Origin of the sequence: Paenibacillus sp. OK003 (genome assembly GCF_900109515.1) — a bacterium.
Classification (GTDB): domain Bacteria; phylum Bacillota; class Bacilli; order Paenibacillales; family Paenibacillaceae; genus Paenibacillus; species Paenibacillus marchantiae.
On record NZ_FOBD01000025.1, the window covers coordinates 16,235 to 35,534 of the forward strand.

General features: G+C 48.5%; 18 protein-coding genes. 17 read left to right on the forward strand and 1 reads right to left on the reverse strand.

The window, feature by feature from the left end; all coding sequences use genetic code 11:
- Nucleotides 1-64: 64 nt before the first annotated feature.
- The 11 genes from BMW94_RS27300 (at nt 65) to BMW94_RS27350 (ending at nt 9,907) form a co-directional block, all read left to right on the forward strand.
- Nucleotides 65-1,249 (forward strand): 3D domain-containing protein, encoded by a 1,185-nt coding sequence (locus BMW94_RS27300; RefSeq protein ID WP_091001846.1) that lies wholly within the window; start codon nt 65-67, stop codon nt 1,247-1,249.
- 155 nt (nt 1,250-1,404) lie between these two features.
- The gene (gene rnmV, locus BMW94_RS27305; RefSeq protein WP_091001847.1) at nt 1,405-1,950 is read left to right on the forward strand and encodes a ribonuclease M5; all 546 of its coding nucleotides are present in this window, start codon (nt 1,405-1,407) and stop codon (nt 1,948-1,950) included.
- A gap of 4 nt (nt 1,951-1,954) precedes the next feature.
- Nucleotides 1,955-2,857, forward strand: a complete 903-nt coding sequence (gene rsmA / locus BMW94_RS27310; protein ID WP_091001848.1) for a 16S rRNA (adenine(1518)-N(6)/adenine(1519)-N(6))-dimethyltransferase RsmA — start codon at nt 1,955-1,957, stop codon at nt 2,855-2,857.
- Between the two features lie 59 nt (nt 2,858-2,916).
- Complete coding sequence (gene yabG / locus BMW94_RS27315) at nt 2,917-3,813, forward strand: sporulation peptidase YabG (protein WP_091001849.1); 897 nt, start codon at nt 2,917-2,919, stop codon at nt 3,811-3,813.
- A gap of 153 nt (nt 3,814-3,966) precedes the next feature.
- Complete coding sequence (gene veg / locus BMW94_RS27320; protein WP_053778931.1) at nt 3,967-4,242, forward strand: biofilm formation stimulator Veg; 276 nt, start codon at nt 3,967-3,969, stop codon at nt 4,240-4,242.
- Nucleotides 4,243-4,488: 246 nt separating this feature from the next.
- Nucleotides 4,489-4,665 (forward strand): small, acid-soluble spore protein, alpha/beta type, encoded by a 177-nt coding sequence (locus BMW94_RS27325; RefSeq protein WP_053778930.1) that lies wholly within the window; start codon nt 4,489-4,491, stop codon nt 4,663-4,665.
- Nucleotides 4,666-4,814: 149 nt separating this feature from the next.
- Nucleotides 4,815-5,669: a 4-(cytidine 5'-diphospho)-2-C-methyl-D-erythritol kinase gene (ispE, locus tag BMW94_RS27330; protein WP_090905253.1), complete on the forward strand. Its 855-nt coding sequence runs from the start codon at nt 4,815-4,817 to the stop codon at nt 5,667-5,669.
- Nucleotides 5,670-5,767: 98 nt separating this feature from the next.
- Nucleotides 5,768-6,595 carry a pur operon repressor gene (gene purR, locus BMW94_RS27335; RefSeq protein ID WP_064641410.1) on the forward strand — a complete coding sequence of 276 codons (828 nt, stop codon included), beginning with the start codon at nt 5,768-5,770 and terminating at the stop codon, nt 6,593-6,595.
- Nucleotides 6,596-6,783: 188 nt separating this feature from the next.
- Nucleotides 6,784-7,068, forward strand: coding sequence for a septation regulator SpoVG (spoVG, locus tag BMW94_RS27340; protein WP_017691372.1), 285 nt, complete (start codon nt 6,784-6,786; stop codon nt 7,066-7,068).
- A 383-nt stretch (nt 7,069-7,451) separates the two neighbouring features.
- Nucleotides 7,452-8,852, forward strand: coding sequence for a bifunctional UDP-N-acetylglucosamine diphosphorylase/glucosamine-1-phosphate N-acetyltransferase GlmU (gene glmU / locus BMW94_RS27345; RefSeq protein WP_091001850.1), 1,401 nt, complete (start codon nt 7,452-7,454; stop codon nt 8,850-8,852).
- A gap of 101 nt (nt 8,853-8,953) precedes the next feature.
- On the forward strand, nt 8,954-9,907 hold the full coding sequence (locus BMW94_RS27350; protein WP_017691370.1) for a ribose-phosphate diphosphokinase: 954 nt from the start codon (nt 8,954-8,956) through the stop codon (nt 9,905-9,907).
- Nucleotides 9,908-10,016: 109 nt separating this feature from the next.
- Here BMW94_RS27350 and BMW94_RS27355 read toward each other — a convergent pair whose 3' ends face one another.
- On the reverse strand, nt 10,017-10,217 hold the full coding sequence (locus BMW94_RS27355; RefSeq protein WP_024633712.1) for a hypothetical protein: 201 nt from the start codon (nt 10,215-10,217) through the stop codon (nt 10,017-10,019).
- 362 nt (nt 10,218-10,579) lie between these two features.
- Between BMW94_RS27355 and pth the strand changes: the two genes are divergently transcribed.
- From pth to BMW94_RS27385, 6 genes are all read left to right on the forward strand, one after another.
- Nucleotides 10,580-11,140 (forward strand): aminoacyl-tRNA hydrolase, encoded by a 561-nt coding sequence (pth, locus tag BMW94_RS27360; RefSeq protein WP_063567548.1) that lies wholly within the window; start codon nt 10,580-10,582, stop codon nt 11,138-11,140.
- Between the two features lie 98 nt (nt 11,141-11,238).
- On the forward strand, nt 11,239-11,469 hold the full coding sequence (locus BMW94_RS27365) for an anti-sigma-F factor Fin (protein ID WP_024633714.1): 231 nt from the start codon (nt 11,239-11,241) through the stop codon (nt 11,467-11,469).
- Between the two features lie 278 nt (nt 11,470-11,747).
- Entirely contained in the window at nt 11,748-15,275 is a 3,528-nt protein-coding gene (gene mfd, locus BMW94_RS27370; protein ID WP_091001851.1) for a transcription-repair coupling factor, read from the forward strand.
- Complete coding sequence (locus tag BMW94_RS27375; RefSeq protein ID WP_091001852.1) at nt 15,259-16,407, forward strand: peptidylprolyl isomerase; 1,149 nt, start codon at nt 15,259-15,261, stop codon at nt 16,405-16,407. The genes mfd and BMW94_RS27375 overlap by 17 nt, the downstream gene beginning before the upstream one ends.
- Nucleotides 16,408-16,726: 319 nt before the next feature.
- Nucleotides 16,727-17,269, forward strand: a complete 543-nt coding sequence (gene spoVT, locus BMW94_RS27380) for a stage V sporulation protein T (protein ID WP_091001853.1) — start codon at nt 16,727-16,729, stop codon at nt 17,267-17,269.
- 186 nt (nt 17,270-17,455) lie between these two features.
- A complete protein-coding gene (locus tag BMW94_RS27385; protein ID WP_091001854.1) occupies nt 17,456-19,210 on the forward strand; it encodes a putative polysaccharide biosynthesis protein in 1,755 nt (584 codons plus the stop codon).
- Nucleotides 19,211-19,300: the final 90 nt, after the last annotated feature.

Consider the following 19,300-nt stretch of genomic DNA (forward strand, 5'->3'; position numbering starts at 1 on the left):
TATAGTCGCGTCAAAGACATCATGCATTACTTTAGACGGCGAGGCTATGAAGGAGGACGGAGAAGTGGGCACATTCCAACCAGAAGAGACCCATGAGTCACGATCATCCAGTAAGTCTTTCGCGTTGCGGTGGAAGCATGAGAACTTGCGTCAAATGGCATTGATCGCGATTTTCTCAATTGCGCTTACAATCATGATCTTGTTAGTCGTTTACGGTCAGGCCGGGAAACAAATTTCACTGGTTATTGATGGCAAAGCTCAAGCGGTAGAGACTCGTACAGGAATGCTTCAGGAAATGCTGGAGGAGCAGTCAATCACAGTCAGCCCTCACGATCAGGTATCCATGCCCTTGAATGGGGCGATCACAGATGGAGACCGCATCGTTATTGAGCGGGCCGTTCCAGTTAATATTACGGCAGACGGAGACACCAAGACTCTGTATACAACCGATTCATCGGTAAAAGATGCGATTAAAAAATCAGGTATTCAGATTGCAAGTGAAGACAAAGTGTATCCGGCGCTTGGAACCACTATTGAAGCGGATATGAAAATCCGTGTAGTGCGGGTAACAAAGCGTACGGTGGACGTGGAACAGCCGATTGCTTATAAAGTGATCAAAACGGCTGACCCTAGCTTGTACAAAGGCGACAATCGTGTCGTTGTGAGCGGTAAAGAAGGCACACTTGTACAGCATATTGAAAAGGTGTTCCAGGATGGAGAATTGGTCTCCAAAAAAATGGTCGGTAAATCGGTCGCAACGAATCGCGTTGATAAAGTGATCGCCGTTGGTACCAAAGCCAAACCTGTTGTGAAAGAGCCAGTGATTCAGACGGTATCGGCGCAGACTTCCACGACAAAAACAGCAACAACTTCGAACTCGAAGAAAACCGCTGCCTCGGGCAGCAAAGTCATTACCGTCTCAGGCAGTTCTTTTAAATATTCTAAAGTGTTGAAAAATGTATCCATGACAGCATACTCTTCTGAAGAGCCCGGTATCGGCACAAAAACAGCATCAGGTACTCGGGTAACCGAGGGACGTACCATTGCGGTTGATCCTAAAATCATTCCGATTGGCTGGTGGGTGTATATCGAGGGCCTTGGCTTCCGTCGTGCGGAAGATACTGGTGGTGCCATTAAAGGCCATAAAATTGATGTGTATTATGATAGTGTGAAGCATGCCCTGAACTTCGGACGGAAGAAAGGCAAGACGGTATATGTGATTGGCCCGGTGAAGCCGGAAGCGAACTAAAATCGTTTTACTTTGAAATGGGAATGCTATAAAATATAAGCATGAATGATTCATGCGGAATATGCGGCGGAGGGGTCTGAATTCAGTCTCCCCCGCCGTTTGGCAGAGAAGAGGATATTCCTCTTCTTTTTGCGTTAGAAAGGAAGAAATGGAACATGATAAAAGAAGTGATCGTGGTAGAAGGTCGTGATGACACCGTAGCCATTCGACGTGCGGTTCAGGCAGATACGATCGAGACTGGTGGATCGGCTATCAACCAGCGCATTCTAAAGCGGATTGCACTTGCTCAAGAGAGACGTGGTGTCATTGTACTGACAGACCCGGATCATGCGGGTGAACGTATTCGGAAAATCATCGCCAATAAAGTACCTGGCTGCAAGCATGCCTTCATTCCGGAGGCAGATGCTACGCGTAAAGGCGACATCGGAGTGGAGAACGCCTCACCTGAGGCCATACGTCATGCACTGGCACGTGTACACACGTCTTATGAAGGCGCACCCAGTCTGATCGATTGGGAGGATCTGATTGCGGCGGGACTGATTGTGCACCCACAGGCTGCTGCACGTCGTATGGAGATGGGCAATCTGCTGGGAATAGGATATTGCAACGGCAAGCAGTTCCACAAGCGTTTGAGTGTATTCCAGATTACCCGGGAAGAGTTCTCCGCAGCATTATCGCAAATTGAACGTGAAGGATTGTGAGCGTATGAAGGGCATGGAAGAAACTGTAGAGATTGCAACCCCCAAACGAACCAAAGAAATTATTCAAAGACACGGATTTTCATTTAAGAAGAGCCTGGGTCAGAACTTTCTGATCGATCAAAATATATTGAACAAAATTGTAAATGCAGCTGATTTGGACGAGTCCAAGGGTGCACTTGAGATCGGACCAGGTATCGGCGCACTCACAGAACGTCTGGCTCGGGTGGCCGGTCCTGTAACGGCTGTAGAGATTGATCAGAGATTGATCCCGATTCTGGGTGAAGTGATGCAACCTTATCCGAACGTTCGTGTGCATCACGGGGATGTGCTGAAGCTGGATCTGGCTGAGCTGTTCCGCACGGATTTTGGAAAGGTAGATAAAGTGAGTGTTGTAGCCAATCTGCCTTATTATGTAACGACACCAATCATGATGAAGCTGCTTGAAGAGAAGCTGCCTGTAGACAGCATCGTAGTCATGATTCAGAAGGAAGTGGCCGAACGCATGGCTGCTGCACCGGGATCAAAGGATTATGGCAGTCTGAGCATTGCGGTTCAATACTACAGTATGCCGGAATTGGTCTGTATTGTTCCGCCCACGGTCTTTATTCCGCAGCCTAATGTGGAATCGGCTGTAATCAAGTTAAAGGTACGTGAGCAGCCGCCGGTTGAAGTTGCCGACGAGGCACATTTCTTCGAAGTGGTACAGGCTTCCTTCGCACAGCGTAGAAAAACCATCTCGAATAATTTGAAAGCTCGTTTCTTCACAAAGGAGAACAGAGAACAGGCTGATCTGCTGTTGGAGCAGGCCGGTATTCAGCCTTCAAGACGAGGAGAAACGTTGAGCCTGCAGGAGTATGCCACACTCAGTACTGTAATGTGGGAAGCTGGGGTACGCGCAGCCCTGTAAAATTCGGATGAACCAATCCGGGTTTCTGCCCATACGATGGGGTAGAGGTGATTATGTTGATGAATATCGGAGACTTGGTCGTTCGAAAGTCATACGGTGGAGATGTGACTTTTCGGTTGGAAGGCCTCCAGTCGGACGGTGCCATCATTAAAGGGACCGAGTTCCGGCTGTTAGCCGATTCCCCTGTGGACGATTTGATACAGGTTCCTTATGAACCGCAGAGTGCGAAGACGAGGCAGGCTCATGTGAAGGCACATCAGACGCTCTCACGCCTGCAGCAGCATCGAATGGAACAGGCCGAGCGCAATCGTGAAGGTTTGGTTCAGGAATGGTCTGTTCAACAAGAACCCGCTTATTTCGAGATGCCTGGCAAAGTGCTGCACTTGGATGGCGATCCCAATTATCTAAAAAAAAGCATGAACCTTTATGAGCAGCTTCGTGTTCCCGCAGAGGGGCAATATGTACACGAGTCTGCCATGGCAGACACTTTATATCGTCTGCTGCCGAAAGTGCGTCCAGATATCGTTGTCATTACTGGACATGACGGGGTACTCAAGACCCGTCAGCCCTATGACTTATATAGTCTGGGAAGCTATAAGAATTCGCAAAACTTTGTATCTGCTATTCAGGTGGCTAGGCAATATGAACGTCATCTCGATGCGCTAACGATTGTAGCTGGCGCGTGTCAGTCCCACTTTGAGGCCCTGCTGCGTGCTGGAGCAAACTTTGCCAGTTCACCCGGCCGAATTCTCATTCATGCTCTGGACCCAGTCTATGTGGCAGCCAAGGCAGCCTTCACGTCGGTGCGGGAAACCGTGAATATGAATGACATTTTGCATAACACGATTAGTGGTAGCCAGGGTGTGGGCGGCGTAGAGACACGGGGCAGTTATCGGGTAGGTCTGCCCGGATTGAACGATTTATCCACGTTAAAAGTGAATCCGTCAGCCGTCTGAAGATGGCAGAAGAAAGTCCCATTTAGGGGCTTTTTTTGTTTGCAAAAAAATTCATTGACAACAACTTTTTGATACTGATATAATAATTAGTTTTGATTTGACAATGACTGTAAAATCCGGTATAATGGACAAGAAAAGAGGTGGTCGTCGACAATGGCTAAAAATACGCTATTGGATATCAAACGCAATCTCGATGCACATATTGGTCAGAAAATTATGCTGCGGGCTAATGGTGGCCGCCGTAAGACCATTGAGCGTACGGGTGTATTGGAAGAAACGTACCCTTCTGTTTTTATTGTTAAGCTTGATGAGGAGCAAGAAACTTTCAAGCGAGTATCCTACAGTTATGCTGATATACTTACGGAATCGGTGGAAGTCATGGTATTTGATCCAGGCAGCCAGACGCATAGCTCCTACATGGAGACGTAAGTATCGATTTACGGCGATTCTGCCCCCTTGGGCAGGTCGCTTTTTTTATTTTGGGAAAATCACGCTCGATTCATCGGAGAGCCACATAGTTGATCAGGAATGAGTCTGGGGAAGAAGCGGCATACTATTTGGACAGGTTCAAGGCATTTTTTTAAGTAAATCCAAGGAAATGGCTTGGCCTGGGGGCAAATAGTCCCGGATACCAATGGACTTATCATGAATGAACGATTTGGAGGAGGATGATCCATGAGCCGGAGAAGAAGAAGTGTAATGTCGGATGAACTCAAAAATGAACTGGCAAAAGACCTTGGATTCTATGATACCGTCCAGCAGGAAGGTTGGGGCGGGATCAAAGCGAAGGATGCGGGCAATATGGTGAAACGTGCCATTCAACTTGCGGAAGAAGCGGCACGCAAATCGTAATCCGGTTCAATCGGTTTGGAGAGCGGGGCAATCCGGCAGGAATGACCTCGCTTTTTCCCCATGGATGCGGAATAGAAATGACTTGACAGCCCCATTTTGATATAATATGTTAAGTTGTCTTAGGGAAAAGGTGAGGACGGGTGAACGCCTTGAAAATTTACGAAAAAGCGCCTGCTAAAATCAATTTGATGCTAGACGTTTTACATAAAAGAAGAGATGGTTTTCACGAAGTTGAGATGATCATGACGATGGTGGATCTTGCCGATCGACTGGAAATGTCTGAGCTGCCTCGTGATACGATCTTTATCTCCAGCCAGGCGGGATATATCCCTCTGGATGAGAAAAACTTGGCTTTTCAGGCAGCCAGGCTTATCAAAGAGCGTTACGACGTGAGAACCGGAGTTCATATTCATCTGGACAAAAAAATACCGGTGGCCGCCGGACTTGCTGGTGGCAGCAGTGATGCAGCAGCAACGCTGCGTGGATTGAATCGCCTTTGGCGTCTCAACATCCCGGATCAAGAGCTTCAGGAGCTCGGAGCTGAACTGGGGTCTGATGTGCCTTTCTGCATTACAGGTGGAACAGCACTCGCCACAGGCCGTGGGGAGAAGCTGACACCGATGCCTAATCCGCCGCAATGTTGGGTGATTTTGGCCAAGCCGCCGATTAATGTGTCCACAGCCGACGTCTATGGACGTTTCCGCAGCGACAAGATTGTTCGTCATCCGAGTGCTGCCAAAATGGAGCAGGCCATTCGCAACCAATCCTTTGCCGAAGTGTGCGGGCAGATGGGGAATGTGCTTGAGGATGTAACGTTGAAGCTGTATCCGGAAGTTCAGCATCTGAAGGATGCCATGATTCGGCTCGGAGCAGACGGAGTATTGATGTCAGGCAGCGGTCCAACCGTGTTTGGGCTGGTCTCCAAGGAGTCCAAGGTTGCCCGGATCTACAATGGACTGCGAGGCTTCTGTAAAGAAGTATATGCCGTACGCATGCTAACTTAAAATTCGCTTTTATAATGTACAAACACGTATAAAGGTGGTATATTTTTAAATAATTATTCGGATTTGGATGTTTTCCGTGATCGTGAGGATGGATCTCTGTGAAGAAATTAAAACGAAGCGCAAGGCTGGTTGAAATGACGCAGTACTTATTGTCTAGACCGCATACGGTTATTCCGTTGACTACATTTGCCGAACGCTATGGAGCTGCGAAGTCGTCGATCAGTGAAGATTTGGCGATTATCAAGGAAGTGTTCGAAGAAGGTGGTTCGGGAGAACTGCATACACTGGCTGGAGCAGCTGGGGGAGTAAAGTGGATTCCAAAGGTGTCCAGAGAGCTGGCACTGGCTTTTGCAGAACGACTTTCTACCCAGCTCGCGCAGCCCGATCGGATACTGCCAGGTGAATACCTGTACATGTCCGACCTGCTTGGACAGCCCGCATTGATGAATGAAGCCGGCAAGATTTTTGCGACGGCCTTTGGCAATATGAATATTGATGTGGTGATGACGGTCGAGACTAAAGGGATTCCGCTTGCTTATGCGACCGGAGCCCAGCTCAACCTGCCTGTAGTGCTCGTGCGCAGGGACCATCAGGCTACGGAAGGATCGGCCGTAAGTATCAATTATGTATCCGGGTCCCATAAAAGCCTACATACCATGTCCCTATCTCGCAGGGCAATGCGTGAGCACTCCAGAGTGCTCATTGTAGATGATTTTATGAAAGCTGGGGGAACCGTCCAAGGGATGATCGACCTATTGGCCGAGTTTAATGCCACGGTAGCTGGGGTAGGCGTATTAGTAGAATCTGGATCGGTTGATTCGGAAGAACGACTGCTGACGGATTACATATCTCTGGCAAAGCTGACGGCGGTTGATGCGAAGAGCAGACACATTTCCGTCAAGCCTGGCAACTATTTTGACCTGTAGAATCATGACGAATTACATGTCGGGAAAGGTTCTTTTCCATCGACCTGGCACTAACATTGTCGAATTGTGTATTAAATAAAAAAATTCCTGAAATTAGGACATTTTTGTGGTTATAAAAAGAAGGAGTTCGTATGTGCTGTGTGGAATTATACACCAAGTTCTGATGGAAAAAGGTGGTGAACACACACATGCAAATTACGGATGTCAGACTCCGCCGTGTTAACTCTGAGGGGAGAATGAAGGCTATCGCATCCATTACCATCGATAACGAATTCGTCGTTCATGACATTCGCGTCATCGATGGCAATAACGGAATGTTTGTTGCTATGCCGAGCAAGCGGACTCCTGACGGAGAATTCCGTGATATCGCCCACCCGATCTCTTCCGGTACTCGCGAGAAGATTCAAGCAGCTGTTTTGACTGAGTATGATCGCGCAGCAACTGAGGAAGAAGTCATTGAAGAAGGTGCCTGAGAACATTATTGGGGTTCGAAGGAAAAGAGAGCCATGTCTTATGGCTCTCTTTTCTTTTTGACCGGAATAAGATATATTCAGTATTGAGTTTATTCACAGAAGAGCATTTTCGCAGCTTAAATGTTGCAAAATGTTGAAAGAACAAAAAGCGCAGCGTGCGCTTGGTAACAGGGCGGCATCTAGGAATCATGGGAATCGGTTAAGCTCGCAAGTACACGGCGTATACATATAGGTCACGATTTGTTGGTGTCCGCGTTGTTACGCGTGATTACAGAGACAGCAGGCGATGAACAAGACCGGCGCAGGGCCGGCTGAACGTTACTCATCGGATATATACAGGTAAGGTCAAACGATGGGTTTTTCAGAACAGGAGGTCGTAAATTTTGAAAAGAATGGCAATCGTTCTTGCGGCAGGGCAAGGCAAACGGATGAAATCGAAATTGTACAAGGTACTGCATCCCGTATGCGGTAAACCGATGGTGGGTCACGTGCTGGATGCAGCTCTTCGCGCAGGCGTTGAACGCAGTGTCGTTGTGGTCGGTCACGGTGCCGAAGCGGTGCAGTCATTTTTGGGTTCCAGAGCAGAGTACGTGCTTCAGGCTGAACAATTGGGAACAGGACATGCGGTGAAGCAGGTTAAATCTCTGCTCGGCAGTGAAGCAGGGTCAACCATTGTTGTCTGTGGAGATACACCACTTGTAACCAGCGAGACGCTGGAAGGATTGATGAAGCTCCATGAGAGTCGCGGAGCAGCAGCAACGGTACTCACTGCTAAACTGGACAATCCCAAAGGATACGGCCGTGTTATTCGCGGAGAAGATGGTTCTGTACAGCGCATTGTGGAACAGAAGGATTGCACGGAGCAGGAAGATGCTGTGAACGAGATCAACACAGGTACGTACTGCTTCGATAATGCCAAGTTGTTCGCTGCGCTGGAGAAAGTGACGAACCAGAATGCTCAGGGAGAATACTATCTCACTGACGTGGTTGGCATTTTCCGTAATGATGGAGAAGTGGTGGAAGCCTACATGTCAGATGACATCGCGGAATCCATCGGAGTTAATGATCGACTTGCTCTTTCACAAGCAGAAGCGTTCATGCGTGAACGTTTGGCGGTAAAACATATGTTGAACGGTGTTACAATCATCGATCCGGCATCGACATATATCGGGGCGGATGTTACCATTGGATCAGATACAGTATTGTATCCGGGTACCATACTCAAAGGTACAACTACCATTGGTGAAGCATGCCATATTGGTCCTCAGGCAGATATCGAAGACAGTATTATACAGGATGGGGTTACAATCAAGCATTCTGTACTGTCACAAGCCGAGGTTGGATCAGAAGCAACTGTAGGTCCATTTGCTTATTTGCGTCCAGGAACCAAACTGGGCCGCAAAGTAAAAATTGGTGACTTTGTTGAAGTGAAAAATGCTACAATTGATGAAGGCTCCAAAGTATCTCATCTCAGTTATATTGGGGATGCTAAAGTAGGGAAAAACGTAAATGTTGGATGCGGCGCAATAACGGTGAATTATGATGGATATAATAAAGCTGTAACGACGATTGAAGACGATGCGTTCGTAGGCAGCAATGTCAATCTGATTGCACCTGTCACGGTAGGAAAAGGCGCATATGTTGTTGCGGGCTCTACCGTTACCCATTCAGTTCCCGACAATGATCTTGCGATTGCCCGCCCACGCCAGGAGAACAAACCTGGGTATGCGGAGAAAATCCGTGGTCGTGCCAAAGCCAAGAAACAAAATGCCAAACCCGAATAAGGGGTATTGATATTAAGAATTGCCTCCCGAACATCGGGGGGTGCCGACATGTCGCAGACGCTTATAGATTCCAATGAACCAGCACGGAGGGTTTTTATTTTATGACTTATTTTGATTCGAAATTAAAAATATTTACTTGCAATTCTAACCCCAAGCTTGCCCATCAAATTGCTGATTATATCGGAATTCCTATGGGTGAATCTCACACAACCAGCTTCAGTGATGGTGAGATCCAAGTGAAACTCTCTGAGAGTGTTCGGGGCTGTCACGTTTATATCGTGCAGTCTACTTGCTTGCCGGTTAATGACAACCTGATGGAAATGCTCGTTATGATTGATGCACTTAAACGGGCATCTGCCAAGACGATTAACGTCGTTATTCCGTACTATGGTTATGCTAGACAGGACCGTAAGGCCCGTTCGCGTGACCCGATTACAGCCAAACTGGTTGCTAATCTGATCGAAAAAGCGGGTGCAACCCGTGTAATCGCGATGGACTTGCATGCCATGCAGATTCAAGGATTCTTCGATATTCCGGTCGATCATCTGCTCGGCGTGCCGATTTTGGCTCAATATTTCCGCTCGAAACAGATCGAAAATCCGGTTGTTGTATCGCCTGACCACGGCGGAGTAGTACGCGCTCGGAAACTAGCGGACTTCCTGAATGCACCTCTCGCAATTATCGACAAACGTCGTCCAGAGCCGAACGTCAGCGAAGTGATGAACATTATCGGTAACATCGAAGGTAAAACAGCAATTCTGATCGATGACATCATTGATACGGCGGGAACGATTGTATTGGGAGCGAATGCTCTGATGGAAGGCGGCGTGAAGGAAGTATACGCTTGCTGTACTCACCCAGTATTGTCCGGACCTGCGATGGAACGCTTGGAGAATGCACCACTGAAGGAAGTTATCGTAACGGATACCATTCCGATTACGCATGCTAACCCGACAAGCAAACTTAAAGTGTTGTCTGTAGCACCTTTGCTCGGAGAAGCCATTATCCGGGTTCATGAGGAATTGTCAATCAGCAAGCTGTTTGAAATTGAATAAGGATGTCTGCATAAAGTAGTAGAGGGGTTACGTTTTCCGGATCAATGGAAAATGTAACCCCTGTCGGCGTGCCGTTATATTGGAAGTGAAGCAGTTGCCTGCCGGATTTCTAGTATCCGGGGCGGGAGATAAAACGGAACCGGCGCCGATGAAAAAGAGTGTCGGCAATTTCGACAAATTGATTATCGAAACGTGTGATTAGTCCGATCTCAATATGGGTGTCGCGGTCATATACCTGTACAGGTACGTGATATTCCAGATGATAGATAAAATCGCTATGTTGAGTCAGTTGTCCGTTGTCTTCGCGCAAAACCCGCTCACCTTCCTGGGTTGATGAATAAAAGCTGTAAACATAATATAAGTTGAACTGACGTTTACACTAAAACGGAGAGTGCAGAACCAATCTGAAGAAGCGGAGCGTGCGCCTGAAAGCTTTCTGCAAGAAAGCTACTTCGGAAGCATAGGCTATCACCGGATTTTTCCCTTGGATCAAGGGAGTAAAGAAAATCTGGGGATAAGAGCGATCGAAAGATGGTACTGCAATCGGAGTGATTAGGTGTAATTATCGTTCAAATTATATAACCAATTCTAATCGCACTTTGTTGATATTATATGAAATATAACATTCGAAGTCTATGCTTCACCTTAGGCTGATCCGAAGGAGGGAACAAGATGAAGTGGATTGTTGGCCTCGGGAATCCAGGCCCGAACTACGCTAAAACCCGTCATAATATCGGCTTTATGGCACTTGATCGACTTGCAGAGCGCCATAATATCTCCATAACGCAGAGCAAATGCAAGGCGTTGATTGGAGAAGGTGTAATTGGTGGTGTCAAAACCGTGCTGATTAAACCAATGACGTTTATGAACCTGTCCGGTGAGTCGGTAAGGGCTTATATGGATTTTTATAAAGTTAGTCTAGAAGACCTGATTGTCGTCTATGACGACATGGACACGGAAACAGGCAAAGTCAGATTGCGTTACCAGGGCAGCGCAGGCGGTCACAATGGAATCAAATCCATTATCCAGCATACCGGTACACAGCAGTTTAACCGGGTACGGATGGGAATATCCCGACCAGAACCGGGACATGCCATTGTAGACTACGTACTGTCGAAGTTTATGAAGAACGAAAAGGAAGCACTCGATCAAACGATTGAACAGACCTGTGATGCATTGGAGTATAGTCTGGATCATACGTTTGAGCAGACGATGGCCAAGTTCAACGGGTGAACCCCTGCAAGTGACAATGGAAAAATGATCAGGATTCGGGTTCGATTCGGTCTTAATGGGCATACTGGACGTATAAACCATGTTCAGGAGGCATAAACATGTCAGTGAATTATGTGTGCAGGCATTGCCGTACTTTTATTGGACGAATCGATTCTGCCCGGATAACGGAAGCGCAATTGGGCTTTCATTTCTTGACCCCCGACGAGCGGAGGGATATAATAGCGTATAATTCCGGTGGCGATATAACCGTTCGGATTACATGTGATTATTGCAAAGAAGCTCTGGAATTCAATCCTGAGCTGAGCCTGCTTGCGAGTCCGCTTCAATAATTATCTCGCCCGCAGCAAGAACGTATGACAGATGATGGCGGCTGCGGAATACCGCTCCGCCTTTATAGCCTTGGCAGCCTGCTGAGGCTTCTTTTCAGTTGGGATGAAACCAGACTATATTCAAATTAGCCCCCAGCCACATCAAACGGATGTGGCAAAGTAGCGATTAATCCTTTATGATGAAACAGGACAAAAAGGAATTTGTATCCAATTTTTAATGTGGTGAACCTGCGCGCATGCGTGAGATACTCAAGTAAGTTATAAGAGAGGTGCCCCTTTTGTTACAAGCACTTATACAGGCTTTTTCCAAAGATCCGGACTTCGGGTCCATTACGGCCGGGATTACATCTGGCATGAAAGAGCAATTGGTTTCGGGCTTATCCGGTTCGGCGCGTCAGATTATGCTGGCTGCTCTACATCAGGAAATGAACAGACCCCTGCTCGTTGTGACACACAATATGTTTTCTGCTCAAAAAATCGCAGAGGACTTACAGGAAGCGCTTTCACCTGATCAGGTGTTGCTCTATCCTGCCAACGAACTTGTTGCCGCTGAAGCTGCTGTTTCCAGTCCGGAAACATTGGGTCAGCGTATTGACGTGTTGGTCCGTTGCGCCCAGGGATTTAGGGGCGTTGTTGTTATCCCGTTTTCCGGGGTACGGCGCTATGTCCCACTTCCAGAAGTAATGGCTAATGCTCAGATTACAATTAAACAAGGCAATACGCTGGAGCTCGATGCATTCCTGCTGGAGATGGTGAAGCTCGGATATGAACGTGTAGAGCGTGTAGAATCACGCGGTGAGATGAGCGTGCGTGGAGGAATTATTGATTTCTATCCAGTCACATCGTCCATTGCGTATCGTGTGGAATTATTCGACGATGAGATCGATTCCATTCGTACATTTGATCCTGCAGATCAGCGTTCCATTGAACGAATTGACGAAGTAACGGTTCTGCCGTGCAAAGAGTTAATTGCAGATCGTGAACGTATGGAGAAGGCTGCGGATGCAGCGGTTATTTTGCTTGACCAACAGTTGGAGAAAATGACGGACCGGCAGGCGAAGCTGCGTCTGCGAGAAGAAATTCATCGCGAGATCGAACTTCTGCGGGAACATGTGTATTTCTCCGAAATGTATAAATATATTTCACCGCTCTATCCGGAAAACAAGACGATTTACGACTACATGCCAGAAGATACGTTGCTGGTACTCGACGAGCCAGCAAGGCTCGCGGAGACGTCGAAACAGCTTGACCGTGATGAGTCGGAGTGGAATCTGCATTTGATGCAAAACGGAAAGACCCTTCCCGACCTGCATCTGTCGGCGGATGGGGATGATCTGATCTATGAACGTCCATTCCAGACGCTGTTTATGTCCATCTTTTTGCGTCAGGTTCCTCATACCCAGCCACAGAATATTCTCAACTTTATCAGCCGTGGAATGCAGGACTTCCATGGTCAGATGAACGTGCTCAAAGCAGAGATGGAGCGCTGGCAGAAAGCCGGAGTTCAGGTGCTCATGCTGGCTAACGGTGAGGAAAGACTCGATCGCATGCGCCGGGTACTCATGGATTATGATATCCCTGAGCCGGAGATGCTTATTGGCAATCTGCAAACCGGATTTGAGATGCCTTCTATTCATTTGGCTGTCGTTACCGAAGGCGAGATGTTCTCACAGAAGCAGCGCAAAGTACGCAAACCGATTCGCAATGTGGACAATGCCGAACGCATTAAATCCTATAGTGAGCTGAAAGTGGGCGATTATGTCGTTCACCAGAATCACGGGATTGGTAAGTATCTTGGGATCGGCACACTTGAGGTAGGCGGTATTCATAAGGACTACATGCATATTCTCTATGCAGGTGGAGACAAACTGTCTGTACCGATTGAGCAGATTGATCTAATTCAGAAATATGTCGGTTCGGAAGAGAAAGAGCCGAAAATATATAAGCTGGGCGGCAATGAGTGGACACGGGTTAAAAATAAAGTCCGCACATCTGTACAGGATATTGCTGATGATCTAATCAAGCTTTATGCGGAACGCCAGACGTCAAAAGGTTTTGGCTTCGACAAAGACTCTGCGGAACAGCAGGAGTTCGAGGACTTGTTCCCTTATGATGAGACACGTGATCAGGTGCGTGCCATCGAAGAAATCAAAAAGGATATGGAACAAAATCGTCCGATGGACCGTTTATTGTGTGGAGATGTCGGTTACGGCAAAACGGAGGTTGCAATCCGTGCTGCATTTAAGGCTGCCATTGAGGGGAAACAGGTTGCTGTATTAGTTCCTACAACTATTTTGGCGCAGCAGCATTATGAAACGTTCCGTGAGCGTTTCTCCGGTTATCCATTCAATATTCATGTACTTAGCCGATTCCGTTCACGTAAGGAACAGAATGAGACGGCCAAAGGCATTAAGGCGGGCACCGTCGATATCGTCATCGGAACCCATCGCTTATTGTCACAGGATTTAGTCTTCAAGGATCTTGGCTTGTTAATTGTAGATGAAGAGCAGCGCTTCGGTGTAACACACAAGGAAAAACTGAAAAAGCTGAAAACAAACGTGGACGTGCTGACACTGACAGCGACGCCGATTCCGCGTACCCTTCACATGTCCATGCTGGGCGTACGGGATCTGTCGGTTATCGAGACACCGCCGGAAAACCGTTTTCCGGTACAGACGTATGTCGTTGAACACAGTCAGGCGCTCGTTCGTGAAGCGATTGAACGTGAATTGGCTCGTGGCGGTCAGGTGTACTACCTGTATAATCGTGTGCAGGGAATTCAGGAGATGGCTGCGGAAATTTCCGAATTGGTGCCGGAGGCCAAGGTTGGTGTGGGGCATGGTCAGATGTCGGAAACGGAGCTGGAAAAAACCATTCTGGACTTCCTGGATGGGGAGTATGACGTGCTCGTCAGCACAAGCATCATTGAGACCGGGGTGGATATTCCTAACGTTAACACCCTGATTGTGCATGACGCGGACAAAATGGGGCTCTCCCAGCTGTATCAGCTGCGTGGACGGGTGGGTCGTTCCAACCGGATTGCGTATGCTTATTTCACATACCAGCGGGACAAAGTGCTGACCGAAGTTGCTGAGAAACGTCTGCAATCGATCAAGGAATTTACCGAACTGGGTTCGGGATTCAAGATCGCGATGCGCGATTTGTCGATCCGCGGCGCTGGAAATCTGCTCGGAGCTGAACAGCACGGCTTTATTGCGTCTGTCGGATTCGATCTGTATTCTCAGATGCTGGCGGAGGAAATCAACAAACGCAAAGTTACGATGCTCGGCGAAGAGCCGGTGCCATCCGATCAGTGGAACACAACGCTGGATCTCAGTATTGATGCGTACTTGCCGTCTGATTATATTTATGACAGTATTCAGAAGATTGAAATTTATAAAAAAGTGGCGGTTATTTCTTCCTTCGACGATGCGATGGAACTGGAAGACGAATTGGTTGACCGATTCGGTGATCTTCCGGAAGCCGTGATCAATCTGCTGGCGGTGGCCAGAATGAAAGTTTATGGCAAGATCTACGGTATTGAATCCATCTCCCAACGCGGAGATGATCTTACTGTGAAGTTCTACGAAGGCCGAGAACATGCCTTTGAGCTCTCAAAAATCGCACACATTGGAAATCAGTTCGAAAGACGTGTACAATTTGAACAAGGACCCCATATGCTTATTCATGTCAAGGGCAAAGGGCTTGGGGACAAGCAACTGATGGAGCTGGTAGAGAAATTTCTGGAGTCCATGAAAAGTGCTTTTAAATCAAAGGGGGAACTAAAGGATGTTAGCAAAGTATAAAAAAGTAGGGAAAGTACTGTCTGTGAGTATGGTAGCAGTACTGTCCCTATCACTGCTTGCTGCTTGTGGCAAGAAGGAAGAAGCGACAACGGAACCGAAGGATACAAGTGCTGTAGTCGCTACGTATGATGGCGGTACAATTACAGCCAATGAATTCGACATGGAGCAACGGGTCATGAAATTCCTCTATCCGGAATATGCACAAATGATGGATATGGATGATTTCAAGGAGTACCTGGTAAAACAGGAAGTTGCATATGAATATTTGAGTGGAAAAGCAAGTGACGCAGCCAAAACCGAGGGTGCCAAAGCAGCGACAGAGCAATTCGACAAAATGAAAGCTTCTGTTCAAGCTGACCAATGGACTGAGATGCTGAAAGCTCAAAATCTGACAGACCAGAACATTAAGGATTACATGACTCGTATCATGACGGTAATTAAGGACAAAGAAACGGGCGTTACTGAAGATGCGATTAAAGCTGAATTTGAGAAAAATAAAGATCAATTCACAACGGCGTCTGTTCGTCACGTACTGATTAACTTTACGGATCCAAAAACGCAAAAAGAGCGTAAGAAAGAAGACGCTCTGAAACTTGCGAAAGAAGTGAAAGCGAAATTGGACGGCGGAGCAGACTTTGCTGAAATCGCGAAGAAATACTCCGAAGACACAGGTTCTGCAGAAAACGGCGGCTTGTATGAAGATACACCTGTAGCCAGCTGGGTAGATGCGTTCAAGGAAGCGGCCAAAACGCTGCCATTGAACAAAATCAGTGATCCTGTAGAAACTGAATATGGTTATCACGTTATGAAAGTAGAAAAACGTACAGAAGCGGACTACACGAAACTGACTGCTGAGCAAAAAGAAACACTCAAAAGCCAATTGGCCGCTGCTGAGATCGATACATTCATGACCAGCGAACTGGACAAAATCGTAAAAGAAATAAAACTGCCGAAAACAGACAAAGCTGAAGAAGGCACAACTGAAGGTACTACTGAAGGCACCACCGGTACAGGAACAGGTACTGAGGGCGAAAAAACCGATGCGGGTACGGACACCAAAACGGATCAAGGAACAACTGGAACCGACAAGGATACAAAAACAGGTGAAGGTACAGATACAAGCGGTAAGTAAGATAGGGAGTGCGTACACTCAGCAAATACGTTTGTCTGGATGATGCACTGAATGGTTCCAATATGGACAACCATACAGAAAAGCAAGGGGGGGACTTAAGGCCTCCCTCTTGCTTTTCCTTGTCTCTATGGAGCAAAGTGGGTACATGGTCGCCTTCTGTGGAAGTTTACACAACTATATTCTCCAAAGTATGTATAAGGAAATGGGAACAGATGAATACTATGGTCAAGATATCACACTAAACGTTCTGGGACTTTCCTCAACCCATTAAGGAACAGTAGTTGAAAAATCTTCTCGAGAAAGTGGGGCAACATGTGAAATGAAAGCTACTGGTATTGTCCGCCGTATAGATGACCTCGGTCGAGTGGTCATTCCGAAAGAAATCCGCCGTACGTTACGTATCCGTGAAGGCGATCCACTTGAGATTTTTGTGGACCGCGATGGAGAGGTTATTCTTAAAAAATACTCGCCGATTGGCGAACTTGGTGATTTTGCCAAAGAATATGCAGAATCGCTGTATGAAAGTACAGGCCATGTAACGATGATCTCTGACCGTGATTCGATTATTACGGTGGCAGGTGGCTCCAAGAAAGAGTATCTGGACAAGCAGGTAGGTCCTTTGCTGGAGAGTTGTATGGAAAACCGGAAGACGATTTTGGAGACCAACAATGGTTCTTATGAGCTTAGCAAAGATCATGACGAGACGTTATCTTCTTTTGTTATTGCCCCGATCATTTCAGGTGGTGACCCCATCGGAACGGTTATCCTTTTCAACAAGGATGAATCGGTGAAGATGTCTCAGATGGAAATTAAAATGTCCGAGACGGCTGCCGGATTCCTTGGCAAACAGATGGAGCAATAAAAAAAGCAAATGAACTCCTGGTGCCCTAAGGGCAACCAGGAGTTTTTGCATTTTGGGGAAGACGTAGACAGTCTGGATGATGTCCTGAACGGCAGGAAACCTTGGGGGTTAGTCTGTGCGCCTTTGGACAGGTATAATAGCTAGGTATAGGTTGAAGGAATGAATGGACATACGCAGGAGGGATACATGAAACAGTCGTCTACAGGCTCAAGATTGCTTCAGGGCGCATTTGTGCTCGGGCTTGCCGCCATTATATCCAAAATCATTGGTGCTTTTCAGAAGATTCCGCTACAGAATCTGGGGGGAGACGGTGTTTTTGGCATCTACAATACGGTGTACCCGTTCTATATGCTCATCATTACCGTTGCTGCTGCCGGGCTGCCTGTGGCTGTATCCAAATTCGTAGCCGAGCAGAATGCTCTTGGCCGACCGGAGGAGGGTAGACGGGTTATACGCTTATCCTCGATGCTGCTCTTTGGGATTGGACTGGCGTTGGCCTTGTTGATGTATATAGGTGCACCACTTGTCGGAGATCTGATTGGAAATGGAAGTGTCGTACCGTCCATTCGGGCAGCTTCAATGGCATTGTTGTTTGTACCGGTGATGACAGGTCTGCGCGGATATTTCCAGGGGTTGCAGCAAATGGTGCCTACAGCCGTATCCCAGGTGGTAGAGCAGACGGTTCGGGTCACGGTGATGATTGTTCTGTTGTTGTGGCTGATGGGGCGGGACGCTTCATTGGAGACCATTGCAGCTGGAGCTATGATTGGCTCAGTAGCAGGCGGATTTGCCGGGTTAGTTACGATGCTCGGATATGTGTACCATCATCGACGGAAAAATTGGGAAGCTACAGAGGAAATGCGGAAATCACCTCACGGCGATAACAGGAACAACCGAGGTAATAATAAATTTTCCACAAAAGAATATTCGGCTGTGCTGGTTGAGAAAACGGAAGAGCGTCGAAGCGACAGCACCAGCCTTCTGTATGAACAGCGCCGATCCAACCGTGATTGGATCAAGACGTTGCTGATCTATGCCATTCCCGTCTGCCTCGGTTCACTGGCTGTGCCGCTGATGAATCTGGTGGATACCTTTACGGTACCCCGGTTATTAAGACGAGAAGGGCTGGATGAGCTCCAATCCATGGTGTCCTTCGGTATTTACAACCGGGGTTTGCCGCTGGTTCAGTTGGTGACGATGCTTGCCACGTCGCTGTCTGTGCTCTTTATTCCGGCGATCGCCGAAGCCCGGCTGAAAGGCGGGCCAGAAGCCGTGAGGCAGCAAGCAGGCCTTGCGCTGCGCTGGTTCTGGTTGATCGGCCTGGCGGCATCCGCAGGTCTGGCGGTGCTGGCAGAGCCGATTAACCGCATGCTGTACGGGGATGCCGCAGGCACCGAAGCTCTGCGGTACATGGCGCTGACGGCTGCGGGCAGCACCGTCAGCATTATCGCGGCGGCGCTGCTGCAAGGCCTCGGCGCCGTGCGCGCACCCGCGTTCAGCATGCTGGCCGCCGCAGGCGTCAAGGCGCTGCTGAACGTCATGCTTGTGCCGGCGCTGGGCATCAGCGGCGCGGCTCTGGCAGGCGCAGTCGCCTACATGCTGGCGGCTGGCCTAAATGTGGCGCTGCTGGCGCGGCTTGTCGCCCTGCGCCCGGCCCCTGGCGCCGTCCTGGCGAAGCCGGCGCTGGTGATCGCCGCCATGAGCCTGGCGGCGGCAGGCACGGCCTGGGCCGCCGAAGCGGTGCTCGGCGGCACCGGCATCGCGGCCGACCGCCGGCTGGCCGCGATGGGCGTGAGCCTGCTGGGCATAGCCGCAGGCTCGGCCGTGTTCTTGCTGGCCGCGGCCCGGACGGGGCTGCTGACCGCCGCAGAGCTGGCGGCCGTGCCCAAGCTGGGGCCGCTGCTGGCCAAGCTGCTGCGCAGACTGCGTGTGCTGCGCTAACCCCCGCGTTGCGCTGCTACACTTAGCGCTACGCCGTCCATTCTTCCCGGCTCTCGCATTCTAAAGCGGAGCACCAGAGGTTGAATGAGT

Excerpts from the sequence above, each read along its gene's own strand:
- BMW94_RS27375 (WP_091001852.1), top strand. The coding sequence starts at position 15,259 with ATGTTAGCAAAGTATAAAAAAGTAGGGAAAGTACTGTCTGTGAGTATG.
- spoVG (WP_017691372.1), top strand. The coding sequence starts at position 6,784 with ATGCAAATTACGGATGTCAGACTCCGCCGTGTTAACTCTGAGGGGAGA.
- yabG (WP_091001849.1), top strand. The coding sequence starts at position 2,917 with ATGAATATCGGAGACTTGGTCGTTCGAAAGTCATACGGTGGAGATGTG.
- veg (WP_053778931.1), top strand. The coding sequence starts at position 3,967 with ATGGCTAAAAATACGCTATTGGATATCAAACGCAATCTCGATGCACAT.
- BMW94_RS27365 (WP_024633714.1), top strand. The coding sequence starts at position 11,239 with ATGTCAGTGAATTATGTGTGCAGGCATTGCCGTACTTTTATTGGACGA.
- BMW94_RS27350 (WP_017691370.1), top strand. The coding sequence starts at position 8,954 with ATGACTTATTTTGATTCGAAATTAAAAATATTTACTTGCAATTCTAAC.
- BMW94_RS27385 (WP_091001854.1), top strand. The coding sequence starts at position 17,456 with ATGAAACAGTCGTCTACAGGCTCAAGATTGCTTCAGGGCGCATTTGTG.
- pth (WP_063567548.1), top strand. The coding sequence starts at position 10,580 with ATGAAGTGGATTGTTGGCCTCGGGAATCCAGGCCCGAACTACGCTAAA.
- spoVT (WP_091001853.1), top strand. The coding sequence starts at position 16,727 with ATGAAAGCTACTGGTATTGTCCGCCGTATAGATGACCTCGGTCGAGTG.
- BMW94_RS27325 (WP_053778930.1), top strand. The coding sequence starts at position 4,489 with ATGAGCCGGAGAAGAAGAAGTGTAATGTCGGATGAACTCAAAAATGAA.
- rsmA (WP_091001848.1), top strand. The coding sequence starts at position 1,955 with ATGAAGGGCATGGAAGAAACTGTAGAGATTGCAACCCCCAAACGAACC.
- rnmV (WP_091001847.1), top strand. The coding sequence starts at position 1,405 with ATGATAAAAGAAGTGATCGTGGTAGAAGGTCGTGATGACACCGTAGCC.